Here is a 2,138-nt window from a genome sequence, read left to right on the forward strand (position 1 = left end):
GTGGGTGGGATACCTCATCTTGAAGCGAGCTTCCCGCTTAGATGCTTTCAGCGGTTATCCCTTCCGAACGTAGCTAACCAGCCGTGCCCCTGGCGGGACAACTGGCACACCAGAGGTTCGTCCGTCCCGGTCCTCTCGTACTAGGGACAGCCCTTCTCAAGTATCCTACGCGCACGGCGGATAGGGACCGAACTGTCTCACGACGTTCTAAACCCAGCTCGCGTACCGCTTTAATGGGCGAACAGCCCAACCCTTGGGACCTGCTACAGCCCCAGGATGCGACGAGCCGACATCGAGGTGCCAAACCATCCCGTCGATATGGACTCTTGGGGAAGATCAGCCTGTTATCCCCGGGGTACCTTTTATCCGTTGAGCGACACCGCTTCCACATGCCAGTGCCGGATCACTAGTCCCGACTTTCGTCCCTGCTCGACCTGTCAGTCTCACAGTCAAGCTCCCTTGTGCACTTGCACTCAACACCTGATTGCCAACCAGGCTGAGGGAACCTTTGGGCGCCTCCGTTACCCTTTAGGAGGCAACCGCCCCAGTTAAACTACCCACCAGACACTGTCCCTGAACCGGATAACGGTCCGAAGTTAGATACCCAAATCAACCAGAGTGGTATTTCAAGATTGCCTCCACCCATACTGGCGTATGGACTTCACCGGCTCCCACCTATCCTACACAAGCTAATTCAGATACCAATGTCAAGCTATAGTAAAGGTCCCGGGGTCTTTCCGTCCTGCCGCGCGTAACGAGCATCTTTACTCGTACTGCAATTTCGCCGGGCCTGTGGTTGAGACAGTGGGGAAGTCGTTACGCCATTCGTGCAGGTCGGAACTTACCCGACAAGGAATTTCGCTACCTTAGGATGGTTATAGTTACCACCGCCGTTTACTGGCGCTTAAGTTCTCCGCTTCGCCCCGAAGAGCTAACAGGTCCCCTTAACGTTCCAGCACCGGGCAGGCGTCAGTCCATATACATCGAATTACTTCTTCGCATGGACCTGTGTTTTTAGTAAACAGTCGCTTCCCCCTGCTCTCTGCGGCCATACAACGCTCCACCCGCGCGGGGCTTCACGTCTCCGGCCCCCCTTCTCCCTAAGTTACGGGGGCAATTTGCCGAGTTCCTTAACCACAGTTCGCCCGATCGCCTCGGTATTCTCTACCTGACCACCTGTGTCGGTTTGGGGTACGGGCCGCTCAGAACTCGCTAGAGGCTTTTCTCGGCAGCATAGGATCACTGACTTCACCTGAATCGGCTCGGCATCACGTCTCAGCCCTAGTGGCGTGCGGATTTGCCTACACGCCGGCCTACACGCTTACCCCGGCACAACCACCGGCCGGGATCAGCTACCTTCCTGCGTCACCCCATCGCTTGACTACTACCCGCCAGGTTCCCACGCTCCCCAACCTCAACCCGAAAGTCTCAGCCAGTTTGGGTGGTTAGCACAACGAGGTTCATCAGGGACGCTCTTTCGCGGGTACGGGAATATCAACCCGTTGTCCATCGACTACGCCTCTCGGCCTCGCCTTAGGTCCCGACTCACCCAGGGCGGATTAGCCTGGCCCTGGAACCCTTGGTCATCCGGCGGAAGGGTTTCTCACCCTTCTTTCGCTACTCATGCCTGCATTCTCACTCGTGCCGCGTCCACAACTGGGTCACCCCGCTGCTTCACCCCCGGCACGACGCTCCCCTACCCACCCACACACCTGCATGCCCCATCAAGGAGACACGAAGTTAAAGTGTGAATGCCACAGCTTCGGCGGTGTGCTTGAGCCCCGCTACATTGTCGGCGCGGAACCACTTGACCAGTGAGCTATTACGCACTCTTTAAAGGGTGGCTGCTTCTAAGCCAACCTCCTGGTTGTCTATGCGACCCCACATCCTTTTCCACTTAGCACACGCTTAGGGGCCTTAGCTGGTGATCTGGGCTGTTTCCCTCTCGACTACGAAGCTTATCCCCCGCAGTCTCACTGCCGCGCTCTCACTTACCGGCATTCGGAGTTTGGCTGATTTCGGTAAGCTTGTGGGCCCCCTAGACCATCCAGTGCTCTACCTCCGGCAAGAAACACGCGACGCTGCACCTAAATGCATTTCGGGGAGAACCAGCTATCACGGAGTTTGATTGGCCTTTC

At 57.0% G+C, this 2,138-nt stretch carries 1 rRNA gene; it reads right to left on the reverse strand.

The window, feature by feature from the left end:
• Positions 1–2,138: ribosomal RNA gene (locus tag C569_RS0129470) — 23S ribosomal RNA — on the reverse strand; the annotation flags it as partial.

Source organism: Micromonospora sp. CNB394 (assembly GCF_000374985.1).
In the GTDB taxonomy this organism is placed as follows: Bacteria; Actinomycetota; Actinomycetes; order Mycobacteriales; family Micromonosporaceae; genus Micromonospora; species Micromonospora marina.